At 73.2% G+C, this 13,577-nt stretch carries 12 protein-coding genes; 6 read left to right on the forward strand and 6 right to left on the reverse strand.

Annotated elements, in window-relative coordinates:
* Positions 1-72: 72 nt before the first annotated feature.
* Positions 73-966, reverse strand: a complete 894-nt coding sequence (locus HEP85_RS04490) for a universal stress protein (RefSeq protein WP_329525509.1) — start codon at positions 964-966, stop codon at positions 73-75.
* 233 nt (positions 967-1,199) lie between these two features.
* Here HEP85_RS04490 and HEP85_RS04495 point away from each other — a divergent pair, with 233 nt between their 5' ends.
* Together HEP85_RS04495 and HEP85_RS04500 are read left to right on the forward strand one after the other, a co-directional pair.
* A complete protein-coding gene (locus tag HEP85_RS04495; RefSeq protein ID WP_168526384.1) occupies positions 1,200-1,781 on the forward strand; it encodes a hypothetical protein in 582 nt (193 codons plus the stop codon).
* A 165-nt stretch (positions 1,782-1,946) separates the two neighbouring features.
* Complete coding sequence (locus HEP85_RS04500; protein ID WP_168526386.1) at positions 1,947-2,912, forward strand: acetylxylan esterase; 966 nt, start codon at positions 1,947-1,949, stop codon at positions 2,910-2,912.
* A gap of 7 nt (positions 2,913-2,919) precedes the next feature.
* Here HEP85_RS04500 and HEP85_RS04505 read toward each other — a convergent pair whose 3' ends face one another.
* A complete protein-coding gene (locus HEP85_RS04505; protein ID WP_248002447.1) occupies positions 2,920-3,951 on the reverse strand; it encodes a phosphatidylinositol-specific phospholipase C domain-containing protein in 1,032 nt (343 codons plus the stop codon).
* A 239-nt stretch (positions 3,952-4,190) separates the two neighbouring features.
* Between HEP85_RS04505 and HEP85_RS04510 the strand changes: the two genes are divergently transcribed.
* Together HEP85_RS04510 and HEP85_RS04515 are read left to right on the forward strand one after the other, a co-directional pair.
* Entirely contained in the window at positions 4,191-5,357 is a 1,167-nt protein-coding gene (locus HEP85_RS04510) for a serine hydrolase domain-containing protein (protein WP_168526390.1), read from the forward strand.
* 144 nt (positions 5,358-5,501) lie between these two features.
* Positions 5,502-6,272, forward strand: a complete 771-nt coding sequence (locus HEP85_RS04515; RefSeq protein ID WP_329285329.1) for a GntR family transcriptional regulator — start codon at positions 5,502-5,504, stop codon at positions 6,270-6,272.
* A gap of 139 nt (positions 6,273-6,411) precedes the next feature.
* On the opposite strand, the gene HEP85_RS04520 is transcribed toward HEP85_RS04515, so the two are convergent.
* Both HEP85_RS04520 and HEP85_RS04525 read right to left on the reverse strand, forming a co-directional pair.
* Entirely contained in the window at positions 6,412-7,110 is a 699-nt protein-coding gene (locus HEP85_RS04520) for a DUF2993 domain-containing protein (protein ID WP_168526392.1), read from the reverse strand.
* Positions 7,107-9,350 (reverse strand): MMPL family transporter, encoded by a 2,244-nt coding sequence (locus HEP85_RS04525; protein WP_369657589.1) that lies wholly within the window; start codon positions 9,348-9,350, stop codon positions 7,107-7,109. The genes HEP85_RS04520 and HEP85_RS04525 overlap by 4 nt, the downstream gene beginning before the upstream one ends.
* A gap of 286 nt (positions 9,351-9,636) precedes the next feature.
* On the opposite strand from HEP85_RS04525, the gene HEP85_RS04530 reads away from it, so the two are divergent.
* Both HEP85_RS04530 and HEP85_RS04535 read left to right on the forward strand, forming a co-directional pair.
* Positions 9,637-10,323: a response regulator transcription factor gene (locus HEP85_RS04530; RefSeq protein ID WP_168526396.1), complete on the forward strand. Its 687-nt coding sequence runs from the start codon at positions 9,637-9,639 to the stop codon at positions 10,321-10,323.
* Positions 10,320-11,720: a HAMP domain-containing sensor histidine kinase gene (locus HEP85_RS04535; protein WP_168526398.1), complete on the forward strand. Its 1,401-nt coding sequence runs from the start codon at positions 10,320-10,322 to the stop codon at positions 11,718-11,720. The genes HEP85_RS04530 and HEP85_RS04535 overlap by 4 nt, the downstream gene beginning before the upstream one ends.
* A 63-nt stretch (positions 11,721-11,783) precedes the next feature.
* Here HEP85_RS04535 and HEP85_RS04540 read toward each other — a convergent pair whose 3' ends face one another.
* Both HEP85_RS04540 and HEP85_RS04545 read right to left on the reverse strand, forming a co-directional pair.
* Positions 11,784-12,704 (reverse strand): NADP-dependent oxidoreductase, encoded by a 921-nt coding sequence (locus tag HEP85_RS04540; RefSeq protein WP_168526400.1) that lies wholly within the window; start codon positions 12,702-12,704, stop codon positions 11,784-11,786.
* 106 nt (positions 12,705-12,810) lie between these two features.
* Entirely contained in the window at positions 12,811-13,449 is a 639-nt protein-coding gene (locus HEP85_RS04545; RefSeq protein ID WP_168526402.1) for an HD domain-containing protein, read from the reverse strand.
* Positions 13,450-13,577: the final 128 nt, after the last annotated feature.

The raw sequence follows: 13,577 nt of genomic DNA on the forward strand, positions 1-13,577 counted from the left end.
TCCAGGCGCATCGGGGGTCCAGGCGCATCACGTGCCGCGGTCCGGCCGCCGGTCCGACGCCCGGGTGCCCTGTCAGCCGTGCGGAACCACCGCCACCGCGCACGGGGCGTGCCGGATCAGCGAGCGCACGGAGCGGCCCGGGCCGGTGCCCGCCTCGCGCCCCACGACCAGCAGGCCGGCCCGTGCGGACGCCCTCAGGAGGTGCGGTCCGGGGTGCCCTTGGACGACATGCTCGCGGACCGTCGTCCCGGGGAACCTGCGGCGCCACGGCTGGAGGGTGCCGGCCAGCCCCCGGCCCTCGCCGTCCCCGCGCTCGGCCGTGTCCTCGGGCCGGGGCCCACGGGCCGCGCGGGCGTACGGGTCGCACCGGGTCCACGCGTGCACCACGTGCAGCGGCGCCGAACGGAAGGCGGCCGTGTCGAAGGCGTAGCGGATCAGGTCGTCGGCCGGCCGGTCCACGTCGAGTCCCAGCACCACCGGCAGGTAGGGAGCCGAGTCGGGCGGTGAACCGTCGGTGACGGGTGTCCTTTCGTCCTCGGGGAGTTCACCCGCGCGCACCACCACGACCGGACGTGCGGCACGGGCCGTGACGGCGAGGGCGACCGAACCGACTTCGAAGCCCGCGAACCCGGTGGAGCCGCGTGAACCGACGACCAGGGTCTCCGTGTCCGCGGCGGCGGCCAGCAGGGCCTGCACCGCGGGTGTCCCGGTGCGCCGGGCGATGATGTCCAACGCCGGGTGCGCGTAGGAGAGCTGGATGGCCGCCCGGTCGAGTGCGGTGCGGGTGCGCCCCGCGGGGACGTCGACGTCCGGGACCCGGCCGGAGACGGCCGACCCGGTCCCCGCGTGCAACAACCGCAGGGGGAGCCGACGGCGACGTGCCTCCCTGGCGGCCCAGTCGGCCGCGTCGAGACTGGTCGGCGAGCCGTCGATACCGACGGTGATGGAGCGTGTGCCGGTACTCATCGCCTCCTCCCTTGCCGCGGGCCGGAGTTGGTGGCGCGCCACTGGGCGTCGAGTGCTGCTGGGCGGGAATGCGTCATGGTGGCTCCTGTTTGGCCGCACGAAGTGGTTCGCGGGTTCCACAGGGGGTGCGGATCATTCGTACGGCGGCAGAATCACCGTACGGATTCTCCGTGGACGCTCGCGGCCGTACGCGGTGCGCCGTGAAAAGGGTGGAGCGGGGCAGGGAGGTGACGATGCGTACGCGGGTACGCGGCTGGCGCTGGCGCCGCAGTCCGTTGCGCCGCCGTTGTGACGTCTTGGAGGCGTGGGCGCTGCTGGCCGTCGTCGTGCTGCTGGTCGTCGGCGCGCCGCTGGCCGGGGTGGCCGTGGGATGGCGGGTGTACGACGACGCGCGGGCGCGGGCCGCCACGCAGCGGGCCGAGCGGCACCTGGTGACCGCCATGGTCGTCGAGGACGCGCCCCCCGCCGTGCCCTCACCGACCGGACGACAGCCCTCGTGCCCGGTGAGGGTGCGCTGGACCGAGCCGGGCGGGGACTCGCGCACCGGCCTGGCCCAGGTCCCCGCGGGAGCCCGGCGGGGTGAGCACACCCGCATCTGGCTGGACTCCGGCGGCCGCCGGGTCGGCCCACCGATGAACGCGTCCACGGTCTGGCAACACACCCTGATGGCGGGCCTGTTCACCGCCGGGGCCGCCGGGACCGTCGTCATGGGCGTCCACTTCGCCGGACGGCGGGCCTCGGCAAGCCGCCGCCTCGCCGAGTGGGAGCGGGACTGGGAACGCACCGGGCCGGAATGGCGGCGATACACGCCCTGACGTGCGCGGCCCCTTCCGGGCATGGGCGACCGGACGCGGGGCAGAAGGGCCGGTGGCCCGCGCCACCGGGGCGTGGGCGGACGCGGAACCAGGCATGGCGGCCTTCCGGCGGCCCACGTACGGTGTGATCATCCGCAGCCGCGACGTCTTCAAAGGTGGTCCTTCATGGCCCTGTTCGACCTCCCCCTCGACGAGCTCCGCGAGTACCGCAGCGCCTCGGCCGAGCCCGAGGACTTCGACGACTTCTGGGCCAAGACCCTCCAGGAGACGCGTGAACACGGCCTGGACGCCCGGTTCGAGCCCGTCGAGACCCGCCTCAGGACCGTCGAGGTGTACGACGTCACGTACGCCGGGTTCGGCGGGCACCCGGTCAAGGGCTGGCTCACCCTGCCGGCCGGGGCCGACGCGCCGCTGCCCGCGGTCGTCGAGTTCGTCGGGTACGGCGGCGGCCGCGGCCTCCCCCACACGCATCTGCTGTGGGCCTCGGCGGGCTTCGCGCACTTCGTGATGGACACGCGGGGCCAGGGCAGCGCCTGGGGCGGCGGAGAGACCCCGGACCCGGTGGGCAGCGCGCCCGCCTACCCCGGCTACATGACCCGCGGTATCGACGCGCCCGAGAACTACTACTACCGCCGGGTGTTCACCGACGGGGTGCGCGCGGTGGAGGCGGTCCGCTCGCACCCGCTGGTCGACCCGGCGCGCACGGCGGCCGTCGGCGCGAGCCAGGGCGGCGGCATCACGATCGCGGTGGGCGGTCTCGTCCCCGACCTGGCCGCGATCGCTCCCGATGTGCCGTTCCTGTGCGACTTCCCGCGCGCGACGACACTGACCGACCGGCATCCCTACCGGGAGATCGGCAGCTACCTCAAGACCCACCGCGGCCGTGCCGACGACGTCCGGCGCACCCTCTCCTACTTCGACGGCGTGCACTTCGCGGCGCGCGGCAGCGCCCCGGCGCTCTTCTCGGCAGGTCTGGAGGACCAGACCTGCCCGCCGTCCACGGTCTTCGCCGCGTTCAACGCCTGGGGCCACGAGGAGAAGACGATCGAGGTCTACGACTTCAACGACCACGAGGGCGGGGGTCCTTACCAGGAGGCGGCCCAGCTCGAGTGGCTCCCCTCGCACCTCTAGCGGGAGTTCATCCCGCCGTTCCGCGCGGTACGACCGTCGCGAGCACGGCGGGCAGGGGGTACCAGTCCGCCGACACCACGCTGGCGTGCCGCGCGGCGAGGAGGGCGACGCGTTCCTGCGCCTGGGCCTGGGTGGGGTTGGTGCCGTCGATGGCGGGCGGCACGTTCTGGGCGTCGGTCATGACGACGAGGTAGTGGCGCTCGTCGTACCAGGCCGTGTCGATCGTGCCGCCCGCGTAGGCGGCGGCGTCGCCGTCGTACATCACGAACCAGGGGCGGATGGTCGTGTCGGTGTAGCGGGTGCGCGGGTCGCCCGCGGTCGCGCCGTGGACGGCGGGGAAGGCGGACGCCTCGCGCAGCCGGCCGGCGGCGGCGAGGTCACGGAGGTGGGTGGCGTACTCGCGGTCCGTCCAGAGCGAGTCGAGGGGGTTGCTCTCCTCGACGGTGCCGGGAATGAGTTCGACGACGAACTTGCCCGCGAGCGCCGAACGGGCGGGCCAGCCGTCCGCCTGGACGGCCGAGTCGAGGTCGGGATGGGAGCCCACGACGTCGGCGGGGCGCAGCAGCGCGTCGCCGAGTTTCGCCGTCAGCAGGGCGTCCAACTGGGTGGGTCCGCGGCCGATGTTGGCCGCGAAGCCGTCCTTCATCTCGATCTTCAGCTGGATCGGCCGGTGCCCCGGGTGCGCGTCGTGCCACGCACGGATGTCGGAGAGGCAGCCGGGGAGATCGCGGTTGACGGACTTGTTGCGCAGCTCGGAGGCGTTCGCCGCGTTCTCGCAGTTGTTGTCGTTGCCGATCGGGTTGCTGTGCGAGACGCGCCAGGAGGCCCCGAACACGTTGGTCCACACGTCGAGTTCGAGCATCCCGGCGCCGGAGTCCAGCGCGTCGGCGAAGTAGGGGTACTTCGCCTTGTCGTAGGAGTTGTGGACACCCACCGAGGTGCTGGAGGAGTACGAGAGATCCGCGGCGCTCGCCCCGGGGGACGTGGTCAGGGCGATGGCTCCCGCCGTCGCCACCGCGATCCCCGTACGTGTCAACACCCTCACATGTCTGCGCATGTTCCCCCTGCCTCTCCCGCATCGGTGGTCAACCGACGTGCAGCGTAGGGGTGTTGGGTAACATCCGGAAGAGCCCGTGATGACGGGAGGGCGGACACCGCACCACGCGGCGGGAGGTTCGCCGCGGCCTGGCGGAGGACGGATGCGGTGCGGCCACTTCCACCCGGTCCGACCAGTCGGTATGTTCGGGTCCGGTGTCCCTACGGATGACGGAGGTCTCCATGTCCCAGCCCGCGCCCGATGTCCGGGGCCACTGCGACGCACGCTTCACGGCGGTTCGCACGGCGTTCGAGGAGAACTTCCGGGACCGCGGCGAACTGGGCGCGGCGGTGACCGTCATTCTCGGTGGCGAGACGGTGGTGGATCTGTGGGGCGGCTGGGCCGATGCGGGAGGCACCCGCCCCTGGGAGCGCGAGACGCTCGTCAACGTGTGGTCGACGTCGAAGGGCCCGACCGCACTGTGCGCGCACATCCTGGCCGATCGCGGGCTGCTCGACCTCGACGCGCCGGTGGCCGCGTACTGGCCGGAGTTCGCGGCGGCGGGCAAGGAGGCCGTTCTCGTACGGCATCTGCTGTCGCACCGGGCGGGGCTGGCGGGGTTGCGCGAGCCGCACACGTTCGAGCAGCTCTGCGACTGGGAGCTGACCGTCGGCCGGCTCGCGGCCCAGCAGCCCTGGTGGGAGCCGGGGACGCGGTCCGGCTATCACGCGCTCACATTCGGCCATCTGGTCGGCGAGGTGGTGCGGCGGGTGTCCGGGCTGCTGCCGGGCGCCTTCCTGGAGCGGGAGGTGACCGGCCCGCTCGGGATCGACTTCACCGTCGGACTGCCCGAGAAGGAGGTCGGGCGAGTGGCCGAGCTGGTGCATCCGCCGGCCGCGTCGAGCAGTGAACAGGCGGCGGTCTTCGCCCAGTTGGCGCCCGCGGCGGTGGCCGCACTGACCAATCCGCTGGTCGGCGCCGCCGAGGCCAACACCGCGCGCTGGCGGGCGGCCGAGATCCCGGCCGCGAACGGTCACGGCACGGCTCGGGCGATCGCCGCGCTGTACGGGATCTTCGCCGGGCGCGGGGCGCACGGCTCCCGGCAGGTGCTCTCGCCGGAGGCCGCCGAGCGGGTGCGCGAGGGACAGGGAAGCTGCCGGGACCTGGTCCTGGGTGCCGGGTTCGAGCACGAGACGCAGGCCGGGCTCGGGCTGTGGCTGAGCGGGGCCAACGCCTCGTACGGACCCAACCCGAGGGCTTTCGGACATGACGGCTTCGGCGGCTCCTGCGGTCTCGCCGACCCCGAGGCGGCGCTCTCCCTGGGGTACGTCATGAACCGCATGGGGCCGCACATCGCCGACGACCCAAGGAAGATGGCGCTCGTGGACGCCCTCTACGGCGCCCTGTGAGCACGCCGGAACCGCCACGAGCGCGCGGTCTGAAATCGGCCGAACCTCCCGGCCGCCCTTCCCTCGTGGTTTAGACCAATGCTAGATCTGGTCGCGCAATGAGCCCGCACGGCTACGTCTAGTCACCACGCAGGAGGCGCGGACATGGCCCGCACCAGCCACCCGTCCGACATCCGTCCGTCCGACCGGCCCGCGCAGGACATCCACCCCTCCGGCCAGGAGACCCGGTACTCGCGGATCGCCACCCAGCTCCTCGGTGAACTGCGCGACGGCACCGTTCCGCCCGGCGAACGCCTGCCGGGTGAGCGGGAGTTGGCGACCAGGTTCGGGGTCAGCCGGGAGACCGTACGCCAGGCACTCCAGCAGTTGCGGCTGGCCGGGCTGGTCTCCACCGACCGCCGAGGCAGCCACGCGACACTCCCCGGCAGTCACGCCGAGCACATCCCCTCGCTGGACTTCCCGGTCGGCGCGCACACCCGGGAACCATGCGGCGTCCGGCACGCGCGGGTGACCTGGGAGGCGCCTTCGCCCGAGCACGCCCTGGCCCTGGGGCTCGCGCCGCGCCGCCCGACCCTCGTGCACCGCTACGAGTCGGCCGCGGCGGACGGCAGCGGGCTGCGTACGGCCGTCACCTCCTTCTCAGCGGTCGCGGTGACGGAGGTGGAGGAACTCGCCCGCTACCGCGACCGCGCGGACGGCACCGCCTCTGCGCAACTGCGGCGGGCCTACGACTGGATGCGCCGGGCCGGGCTGACCCTGCATCACCGGGACGCGATCACCCGGCTCCCCCAGTCCGTGCTGGTGACCCGGCGCGTGCACGACCAGTACGACCGGCCCCTGGAGATCACCGACCTCGTCGTGGAGGCGCAACAGGACGCGCTCGTCTACGAGTTCACGCTGCCGGCGGCCGGCTGACCCAGCCCGGCGCCAACGGGTCCCGCGCCGGGTACCCCTGGCGGTCGGACAGCCGCGTCCCGGGCCGTACGGGGTGGCCGGCTCGGCGTCGCGTGCCGGTCGGTCACCCCGTTCGGGGCCGGTGTTCCCGGGTGGCCGCTCAGCCGGCACGGCTCGGCGTGGCGGGCCCGTCCGACTTGAGGCGGACGTGGATACCGTCCTCCTCGACCCGCGCCGAGGTGGCGCGCAGCCCCAGCGGATACTCCTCGGGGTCGGCCCGCTGTGCGACCGCGTCGCGGATCCGTCGCGCCATGGCGTCGGGGGCGGGCCTGCCCATGATCTCGACCGAGGTCACCGTCATCCCGACGCGTCCGCCCACGGTCTCGGGCCGGACGGTCACGCTTCCCAGGCCGCCCTGCCCGATCAGCAGCGTCAGGGTGTCCCGGTCGGGGTCGGTACGCACTCCGGTGACCGGCAGGCCGCCGGAGTCCCCGGCCAGGCCGGCCACGGCACTCGACGGGACCAGCACCGTCACCCGCGCCGAGGCCACCTCGGCGCGTTCGGCACCGCCGCCGGTCAGCCGTACGCCCTCCAGCCGGGCGTGGAACGAGGCGTCTTGAATCCGGCCGATCCGCGCGTGCGCTCCGTCCACCTCGACGAACGGCAGCCTTTTGTCGACGAGTTGGAGGAGCGCGGGCCGGGACGAGAGCCCGATCTCGAGATCTCCGTCCGGCACCCGGGACGCCATCGCGGAACGGATGCGGTGCTGAAGCTCGGCGCGGGCGAGCAGTTCACCGCCCACCGGAAGGGCGACCAGGACGCCCACGCAGGCCAGGGCGGTCACGGTACGGCGCCTCATACGGTCGTCTCCGTCCCACGGACCGCGGCGGATTCCGGCCGCCGGACCACAGCCGTCCCCTCGGGGTCCAGGCGCGGCAGGATGCGGTCCAGGGGACGCGGGAGCCACCAATTGGCCCTGCCGAACAGGTACATGGTGGCCGGGACGAGCAGCAGCCGCACGATCGTGGCGTCGATGACCACGCTCACGCCGAGCCCGAGCGCCATCATCTTGATCACCACGTCGGTGGAGAGCAGGAAGGCGAGGAACACGCTGGTCATGACGATCGCCGCGCAGCTGATGACCCGCGCGGTGGCGGCCAGTCCGCCGGCCACGCTCGCGTCGTTGTCACCGGTCTCGAGCCACATCTCACGGATGCGCGAGAGCAGGAAGATCTCGTAGTCCATCGAGAGCCCGAAGACGATGGCGAACATCATCATCGGGACGAACGACTCGACGGGCACGGGCTCGGTCACACCGAACAGGGCACCGCCCCAGCCCCATGGGAAGACGGCGACCACCACACCGTAGGCCGCGCCGATCGACAGCAGGTTGAGCACGGCGGCCTTGAGGGCCACGAGGAGACTGCGGAATACGCAGAGCAGCAGGACGAACGCCGCGGCGACGACCACCCCCACGACCCACGGCAGCCGCTCCACCAGGGTGTCGCGGAACGCGATCTGGACGGCGGTGGTGCCGGTGACGTAGGCGTGCGCCCCGGTGCCGTCGAGTGCCCGCGGCAGCACCTGGTCCTCCAGCCGGTGCACCAGGGCGGTGGTGGTCGCGTCCTCCGGTCCCCGGCGGGGCACGACCGTGGCGGTGAGCAGGCCGCCGTCCGCAGCGGCGACCGGCCCGGTGACGGTGACGACGTCGGGGGTGCCGGAGAGCGCGGCGCGCACGTCGGCGGCGACCGCGTCCCGGTCCACGCCGGTCCCGTCCAGTGCGACGACCACCGTGAGCGGGCCGTTGGTGCCCGCGCCGAACCCGTCCGAGATCACGTCGTACGCCCGGCGCTCGGTGTAGTCCGTCGGGCTCGCGCCCGCGTCGATGTGACCGAGCCGCATGGAGGCGACGGGAAGCGCGAGGACTCCGAGAACCAGCAGGCCCACGACGAGGAAGAGCCAGGGCCTGCGTCCGACGGTCGCGGCCCAGCGGCGCCAGGTGTCGTCGTCGCCCTCGGACTCGGCCACCGGCCGGCGCACGCTCCAGCGGTCGACGCGCGCGCCCGTCAGCCCGAGCAGCGCCGGTGTCAGGGTGAGCGAGGCGAGCGCGGCGACCAGCACGGTGATCCCGGCGGCGGCGCCCAGGCTGCCGATGAACGAGACACCCGAGGCGTAAAGGCCGGCGAGCGCCATGGCGACCGTCGCCGCCGCGACCAGGACGGCCCGCCCGCTGGTGGCGAGGGCGCGCCCCGCCGCCTCCTGGGGGCCGGCCCCGGACGCGAGCAGTCCGCGGTGGCGCGTGGTGAGGAACAGCGCGTAGTCGAGACCGACGCCCAGTCCCATCATCGTGGCGAGGGTGGGCGCGGTGGCGCCGAAGGTGACGGCCGCGGCCACGAGTCCGAGGACGGCCACCCCGCCCGCGAGTCCGGCGACCGCGGTGACCAGGGGCAGGCCCGCCGCCGCGACACTGCCGAAGCCGAACAGCAGCACGACCACGGCGGTCACCAGGCCGATCGCCTCCGACAGTCCGTCGGCGGCCTTGGGCCGGGCCAGCTGGCCGAGGGGCCCGCCGTAGTCCACGCTCACGTGATCGGCGCGCAGGCCGGCGACGGCCCGGTCGACCCCGTCCAGGTACGAACGGTCGAAGGTCGCCGGGTTGTCGGCGAAGCGGACCGTGGCGTAGCCGCTCGTGCCGTCCGCGGAGACCGCGCCCGGCGTGGTCAGCGGACCGGCGACCGTGAGCACCTCGGGCAGCCGGCCGAGCCCGGCCATCGCGGCGTCGAGGGACGTCCGGTGAGCGGCGAGCCCGTCGTCCGCCTTCACGACGATCTGCGCGCCGACGCCCCGCAGATCGCTGCCGTGTTCCTCCAGCAGATCGGCGCCCCGCTGCGCGGTCGTGCCCGGCAGCGAGAACTCGTCCTCGTAGGTGCCGCCCCAGGCCCGGTCGGCGGCGAAGGCGGCGACCAGGACGAGCAGCCAGGCGACGATCACCCGGCGGGCGTGACGGGCGCACCACCGGCCCAGGCGGTGCAGCCCGCCGGACGGCGTGGTGGGGGGCGGATCGGGAGGTGCGGTGTCGGGAGCTGCGGAGGCAGTCATGACGGGATCATGGAAGCCCCAGGTGAGCGGTGCATCAGCGGAATGTTCGAGGAATGTCAGGGCGCGCGGCCACGGGCCCGCGTACCGGCGCCGCCGGGCTAGCATCGAATTCCCGTACGACCCCTCGTACGGCGAGTCCCGTACGGCCCCACGGTCGTACTGCCAGTCCCCTGCGGCCCCACGGTCGTCCAGCCAGTCCCGTACGCCCCCGCGTACGGCCCCCGTACGCATCCCCCCGCGCACGAGTCCCTCACGGCTCCCGGTGCGCGGGGACGAGGAGCACCGCATGCCGGACAGCAAGGGCCTCGTGCTGGTCGTCGAGGACGAGCGGCACATCGCCGACCTCCAGCGGCTCTATCTGACCCGTGAGGGCTTCGGTGTGCACGTCGAGACGGACGGCAGGGCGGGACTGGCGGCGGCGCGCCGACTGCGTCCCGTGGCGGTCGTCCTCGACATCGCGCTGCCAGGGCTGGACGGGATCGAGGTGTGCCGCAGGCTGCGCGAGGACGGCGACTGGACGCCGGTGCTGCTGGTCACGGCACGCGACGACGAGGCCGACCGCGTGCTCGGTCTGGAACTCGGCGCGGACGACTACGTCACCAAACCCTTCTCGCCCCGGGAACTGGTCGCCCGGGTCAAGACGGTGCTGCGCCGCGCTGCCGGACCACCCGAAGCCGCGGCCCGGCGCGTGGGCCGGGTCGCGGTCGACCCCGTGCGCCGCACGGCCGAGGCCGACGGACGGCCCGTGGAACTGACGGCCACCGAGTTCGACCTGCTCGCCCATCTGCTGCGCCATCCCGGCCGGGTCTTCCCCCGCGAGCAGCTCCTCGCCCAGGTGTGGGGGCAGGCCGACTACCGGGGCAGCCGGACCGTGGACGTCCATGTCGCGCAACTGCGCGCCAAGCTCGGTGACGCCAGCCCGATCCGGACCGTGCGGGGCGTCGGCTACAGCGCGGCGGATCCGGCGCGGTGAGGGTCCCCCGGTACGGCGGCGGCCGGCTGTGGCGGCGGCCGGGTCCGATCACCCGCGGCATCACCCTGGTCACGACGGCGGTAGCGCTGGTCGCGGTGGTGCTCACGGGCGTCACCGCCTGGTATCTCGTCCGCACGGGCGCGGAGGCCCAGCAGCGCGACCAACTGGGCCGCCAGGCAGAGGTGCTGAGCCGGACGCCCGCCCTCTCGGAGCTCCTGCTCGACCGTGAGCAGCGGCTCGCGGGCTCCAACGGACAGCAGGTCGCGGTCGTCGTCCCCGGCGGGGAGACGGTGGGTCCGGCGACCGCGGCCGTGGACGACCGGACGCGGACGAGGCTGCTCGGCGGCGAGGCGGTGTCCACGGAGGCGTCCCTGAACGGCACGCACGTCCTGGTCGAGGGGCGTCCCGCGCCCGGGGGCGGCGCCGTCGTGCTGACCCAGCCGTACGTCGTCGTCCACGACAGCGTGGCCCGGATGCGCAGGGCGCTTCCGCTCCCGCTCGCGGTCGGTCTGGTGGGCGGCGGCCTCGCCGGGCTGCTGCTGGCCCGGCGTCTGTCGCGGCCGCTCACCGCGGCCGCGACCACCGCCCGGCGGCTGGCCGAAGGCGAGCGCGGGCTGCGTGCCGCGCCGGGCGGACCCCGTGAACTGACGGACCTCACCGGCGCGTTGAACGTCCTCGACAAGGCGCTGGCGCACAGCGAGAACCGGCAGCGGGAGTTCCTGCTCTCCGTCTCGCACGAGCTGCGCACCCCGCTCACCGCGACCCTGGGCTACGCGGAGGCGCTCGCCGACGGTGTGGTCGGACCCCAGGAACTCCCCATGGTGGGCGAGACCCTGCTCAGCGAGACCCGGCGGCTCGAACGCTTCGTGCAGGACCTGCTGGACCTCGCCCATCTGGAGACCGACGACTTCCGTGTCGAGACCCGGCCGGTGGATCTGGACGCGCTGGTCGGGAAAGCCGGCACCGTCTGGGCGGATCGCTGCGCGCGGCACGGTGTGGTCTTCCGGGTCGAGCGGCCCGGCCGTGCCCTGACCGTCGAGACGGACGGCGTACGGGTGCGCCAGATGATCGACGGCCTCGCGGAGAACGCGCTGCGGGTGACCCCGGCGGGCGCGCCCCTGGTGCTGGCCCTCACCCCGGACGGCGACGGTGCCCGGCTCCAGGTCCGCGACGGCGGTCCCGGGCTGACACCCGAGGACGCCGCGGTCGCCTTCGAACGCGGCACCCTGCACGCCCGCTATCAGGGCGTCCGGCCGGTCGGAACCGGCCTCGGCCTGGCCATCGTGCACCGGCTCGCCCAGCGTCTGGGCGGTACGGTGACGGCACGGGGGCACGGCCCTGAGGGCGGCGCGTGTTTCACCGTACGGGTGCCGGGGCGGCCGGGGGCGACGGGTTGACCCACTGACCGCCTTCGGCTTCCGCACCCGTGCCGAGGCTCGCGTGTGTCTCCTCGGCCCTCCTCAGCCCTCGGTGACCCGGATGATGCTCCGGCCCGGGACGCGCCTCCCGGGGGCGAAGACGGCGGCTGCCTCGGTCAGTGGCCGCACCTCGCCGATCCGTACGTCGAGTCTTCCGTCGCGGAGCCGCTGGGCGAGGTCCGTGAGGCGCGCGCGGTCGGGTTCCACGACGAAGAAGATCGCCCGCCCGTCCTCGGGCCGGACGGAAGGAGGCTGGGTGATCGTGACGAGCGTGCCGCCGGCGCGTACGAGTGCGGCCGAGCGGTCGAGGATGTCACCGCCGATCACGTCGAACACCACGTCGACCTGGTCGGCCTCCTCCAGTCGATCGGTCCCCAGGTCCAGGAACGCGTGCGCGCCCAGCGCGAGGACCGTCTCCCGGTCGGCGGACCGGCCGGTGCCGATCACGCGGGCTCCCGCCTCGCGTGCGAGCTGCACCGCGAGCGACCCGACGCCGCCGGCCGCGCCGTGGATCAGGACGGTCTGGCCGGTCGTGACGCGCGCGTGGTCGAACAGCCCCTGCCAGGCGGTCAGTCCGGAGATCGGCAGCGCGGCCGCCGAGGTGTGGTCGACGTCGGCAGGCAGCGGGGCGAGGTTGCGGGCCTCGACGGCGACGTACTCGGCCAGCGAGCCGTTGCGGGTCCAGTCGGTCAGTCCGTAGACCCGCTGGCCGACGGTGAGACCGGTGGTGCCGTATCCGAGCTCCGCCACGACGCCCGAGACCTCGTGTCCGGGCACGCTCGGAGTGCGGTCGCGGCCGGCGCGATCGGACCAGGTCGCGGGCCAGTCGAGCTCTCCGCGGGTGAATCCCGCGGCATGCACCCGCACGATGACGTCGTTCTCGGCGGCGTGGGGATGGGGCAGGTCCGTCAAGGTCAGGCCACTGGTGGCCGCGTCGCGGTCTCGGACGACGATGGCTTTCATCAACGTTCCTCTCTCGTTTCGGTGCCGGCCGGGCAGGCTGAGCGCGGCGTAACTGACGACGTGGACGGCGGAGAAGACCATCGGCCTGCTCCCGGCTTCTTCGAATTCACTTCGACCAGGGCGCGTCCATGATGCGCTCGACCATGGTCGTGCGGCGGAAACCGGGTACGAAGTGTTCGAGCACGTCCGAGTTGACGGTCCCGTATGTGGTGTCGGGACGGTTCCTGAGCCCGTCGACAAATGCCTGGAGGAATTCCGTCTTGAATTCTCCGCGCGGATGGGCGGCGACGATCTCCTCCACCTGGCCGCCGTCCAGCCCGTCCAGCCCGAAGCCCACCACGTCGGTGAGAACGCCGTAGTTCATGGCCGCCGTCTCCGGGCCCATCCGGCCGGGAATCCCCGGCGTCGTGTGGAGCGCGATCGTCGTCCAGACGACCTCGGCGGCGTCGGCGGGAAACCCGCGATCGAGCAGGAACTTGCGCGCGTGGTCGGCGCCGTCGAGTTCGAAGCGCTGCTCCTCGCCCGAGAACGGGGTCGCAAGGCCCGTGTCGTGAAACATGGCGGAGATGTAGAGCAGTTCCGGATCGGGCTGGAGGCCGAGCTTCCGAGCGTGAAGGCTGGCGAAGAGGAAAACACGCCGGGAGTGATGGAAGATGAGCGGCCCTGTCGTTTCCCTGAGGAAATCGGTGGCTTCCGCCACTGCCGCTGTCTCGGGAATTTCCACCTCTGCGATGATGTCGTTCATGATGTCCACGCTTTCCGATGTGGTGTGTGACGAGTGACCGGTTCTTCTTCCGCCTTCTACGATGCCGACCACATGACCGGGGCCGCCGCATCGGAACGGCCATGAACCACTTGAATCCAGACACCGGA

The organism is Streptomyces sp. RPA4-2, assembly GCF_012273515.2.
Taxonomy (GTDB): Bacteria; Actinomycetota; Actinomycetes; order Streptomycetales; family Streptomycetaceae; genus Streptomyces; species Streptomyces kaempferi.

Bases quoted from the DNA above. Each gene is read 5' to 3' on its own strand.
- HEP85_RS04490 (WP_329525509.1), bottom strand. From the start codon at position 966: ATGAGTACCGGCACACGCTCCATCACCGTCGGTATCGACGGCTCGCCG.
- HEP85_RS04495 (WP_168526384.1), top strand. From the start codon at position 1,200: ATGCGTACGCGGGTACGCGGCTGGCGCTGGCGCCGCAGTCCGTTGCGC.
- HEP85_RS04500 (WP_168526386.1), top strand. From the start codon at position 1,947: ATGGCCCTGTTCGACCTCCCCCTCGACGAGCTCCGCGAGTACCGCAGC.
- HEP85_RS04510 (WP_168526390.1), top strand. From the start codon at position 4,191: ATGTCCCAGCCCGCGCCCGATGTCCGGGGCCACTGCGACGCACGCTTC.
- HEP85_RS04515 (WP_329285329.1), top strand. From the start codon at position 5,502: ATGGCCCGCACCAGCCACCCGTCCGACATCCGTCCGTCCGACCGGCCC.
- HEP85_RS04520 (WP_168526392.1), bottom strand. From the start codon at position 7,110: ATGAGGCGCCGTACCGTGACCGCCCTGGCCTGCGTGGGCGTCCTGGTC.
- HEP85_RS04525 (WP_369657589.1), bottom strand. From the start codon at position 9,350: ATGACTGCCTCCGCAGCTCCCGACACCGCACCTCCCGATCCGCCCCCC.
- HEP85_RS04530 (WP_168526396.1), top strand. From the start codon at position 9,637: ATGCCGGACAGCAAGGGCCTCGTGCTGGTCGTCGAGGACGAGCGGCAC.
- HEP85_RS04540 (WP_168526400.1), bottom strand. From the start codon at position 12,704: ATGAAAGCCATCGTCGTCCGAGACCGCGACGCGGCCACCAGTGGCCTG.
- HEP85_RS04545 (WP_168526402.1), bottom strand. From the start codon at position 13,449: ATGAACGACATCATCGCAGAGGTGGAAATTCCCGAGACAGCGGCAGTG.